This window comes from Streptomyces oceani, assembly GCF_001751245.1.
GTDB lineage: Bacteria > Actinomycetota > Actinomycetes > Streptomycetales > Streptomycetaceae > Streptomyces > Streptomyces oceani.
Genome location: NZ_LJGU01000007.1, coordinates 1 through 1,746 on the forward strand (window position 1 = coordinate 1; position 1,746 = coordinate 1,746).

At 74.0% G+C, this 1,746-nt stretch carries 1 protein-coding gene and 1 pseudogene; both read right to left on the bottom strand.

Features of this window, described 5'->3' with window-relative positions; all coding sequences use genetic code 11:
• Positions 1-79 precede the first annotated feature (79 nt).
• Positions 80-832: a tRNA (guanosine(46)-N7)-methyltransferase TrmB gene (trmB, locus tag AN216_RS00030; protein ID WP_079166085.1), complete on the bottom strand. Its 753-nt coding sequence runs from the start codon at positions 830-832 to the stop codon at positions 80-82.
• A gap of 153 nt (positions 833-985) precedes the next feature.
• Positions 986-1,746: pseudogene (lhgO, locus tag AN216_RS00035) on the bottom strand (L-2-hydroxyglutarate oxidase); the annotation flags it as partial.

Here is a 1,746-nt window from a genome sequence, read left to right on the forward strand (position 1 = left end):
CCGGCGCCGGCGCGTCTGGACACAGCGCGACGGCCCGGCCGCCTTGCCCGTACGCGCCCGCTCGTACGGCGCTCTCGGCCTACCGCCGGCGGAAACGCAGGTCGTGCACCCGGTGGCCCTTGCGCAGGCCCTGGCCCTCGAAACGGGTGGGTGCGCGCGAGCCCTGGCCCGGGGCGTAGCCGCCGTCCGGGGCGGTGTTCACGTAGTCCGGGTGGGCGTCCAGCACCTCCAGCATGTGCTCGGCGTACGGTTCCCAGTCGGTGGCCAGCTCGAACAGCGCCCCGGACACCAGCGGGCCGGCGGCCAGGTCGAGGAACTCCGGTTGCACGATGCGGCGCTTGTGGTGCCGCTTCTTCGGCCAGGGGTCCGGGAAGTAGAGGCGGAGACCGTCGAGGGAGTCCGGCTCAAGCATCTCGCGCAGCAGGACGAGGGCGTCGCCGTTGGCGATCCTGAGGTTGGTGGAGCCGTTCCGCTCCGCGAGCCGCAGCAGGTGACCGTGCCCTGGGGTGTGCACGTCCACGGCGAGGATGCCCGTGGCCGGATCGTCGGCGGCCATCCGCGCGGTGGCCTCGCCCATGCCGAACCCGATCTCCAGGACGATCGGGGCGTCGGGCGGCAGCGTGTCGAAGAGCGCTCGCAGATCGAGTCGGGAGCCGTCCACCTCGAGGCCCCAGGTGGTCCACAGCCGCTCCAGTGCCCGGCGCTGCGCGTCGGTGACCCGACCACGGCGGGGTGTGAAGGTGCGGCCGCCGTGGAGGGGACGGGCCGGCGCGGGGTTCGCGGCCGGGCCGGGGCGGGGCGACTGGGCTGGTGAGCCGGAGGGTTCGGGCATCTCGCGGGGGATGGCGGCGTCGGGCGGGGCGGTGCTGGGTGTTTCGTTCTCGGACACAGTGCCTTCGATTCTACGTGCGGCCGGCGCGGTGGAGATGTGCGGGATTCGGGTGTGAACCGTGCGTCCACCGTCCGTCGCCCGCCCGTGATCGGGTCACCGCATGGCCCGTACGACCCGTCCCGCGATCTCCCGACCGATCGGCAGGGAGGCCGTCGCGGCGGGCGAGGGGGCGTTGAGGACATGGACCGTGTGCGGGGACTCCTGGATGAGGAAGTCGTCCGCCAGGGTGCCGTCCCGCAGCACCGCCTGGGCTCGTACGCCAGCCCGAGCCGGCCGTAGGTCCCCGGCCGTCACCTCCGGCAGCAGCCGTCGCACCGTGGCGGTGAACGCGCTCCGCGACAGTGAGCGCCGCAACTCCCCCGCGCCGTACCGCCAGTGGCGGCGCGCGATGCGCCAGCTGCCCGGATAGCCGAGCACCCCGGCCAGGTCGTACGGTCGCAGGGTGCGCCAGTCGTAGCCCTCCCGGGCGAGTGCCGCCACCGCGTTCGGCCCGACGTGCACGCCGCCGTCGACGCCACGGGTCAGATGCACGCCGAGGAAGGGGAAAGCCGGGTCGGGCACGGGATACACCAGCCCGCGTACCAGCTCGGCCCGTGCTGGTACGAGGTCGTGGTACTCGCCCCGGAAGGGGACGATCCGCATCCCCGGGTCGTCGCCGGCCAGCCGGGCGATCCGATCGCAGTGCAGGCCGGCGCAGTTGACGAGCGCGCGGGCANATCCGATCGCAGTGCAGGCCGGCGCAGTTGACGAGCGCGCGGGCACGCGACAGCGTGCCGTCCGCGGTCCGTACGGCCACCCCGCGTCCCGCGCGTCGGTCGATCGCCGTCACCTCGGCACCGCACCGGACCGAGGCG

Excerpts from the sequence above, each read along its gene's own strand:
- trmB (WP_079166085.1), bottom strand. The coding sequence starts at position 832 with ATGCCCGAACCCTCCGGCTCACCAGCCCAGTCGCCCCGCCCCGGCCCG.